The following is a 625-nucleotide window of genomic DNA, read 5'->3' as shown; positions in this document are numbered from 1 at the left end:
ATGCTTCGTGATCGTTCTTTAACTTATTAAATTCTTCCAAGGGAACAGATTCCCCCTTGTCACCCTCTGGGGCTCCCTCTTCTGGTTTTACATCACCCTGATCACCAGCCGGCTTTGTTGTAAACTCTTCTTTCCCGTGAGTGTGGTTCGGCACATGTTCAACATTGATTTTGTGAGTATGGGCAGGATTTGGTTTTAGCTTTGAAAAAGCTGTAACCATGGCGGTGGAGATTATTTCGCCGAGTTCTTCTTTCTGTGCAGCACTAAAAGACATATCTTCGCTTTCCTGTTCTTTGCTGAAATTGTTTTCCTGTTGCATCTCTCTACTAAAGATACGCTTTATGATGCTTCTTTCTTGCTCCAAAGATTCCGCCAGATTGAATTGATGCCCACTAAACACTATGGCTTTTTCTTTGTTGCCGGAATTAGTGGAAAAATGAAGTTCTGAAACTCCTGCACTAGCTGGATCATCGGTTACTCCGAGACCTCTTAGAAAATACTTGCCGGTGCCTCGGTAGTCCTCGCCAACTTCAATAGATGGGTGTGTATAGTCACCGTTACGGTTCGCGTTTATTAAATAATCATTAGGCGCTATGATCCCGTAAAGCTGGATTTCCCCCTTTAA

At 43.4% G+C, this 625-nt stretch carries 1 protein-coding gene; it reads right to left on the bottom strand.

Features of this window, described 5'->3' with window-relative positions; all coding sequences use genetic code 11:
* Positions 1-625, bottom strand: a 625-nt coding sequence (locus MO867_RS22480; protein WP_252473323.1) for a GPO family capsid scaffolding protein, incomplete at both ends; no start/stop codon positions are given.

It is taken from the genome of Microbulbifer okhotskensis, from assembly GCF_023895975.1.
Taxonomy (GTDB): Bacteria; Pseudomonadota; Gammaproteobacteria; order Pseudomonadales; family Cellvibrionaceae; genus Microbulbifer; species Microbulbifer okhotskensis.
The sequence above is the reverse complement of the archived record's forward strand: the minus strand, read 5'-3'. Positions and strand labels throughout refer to the sequence as shown.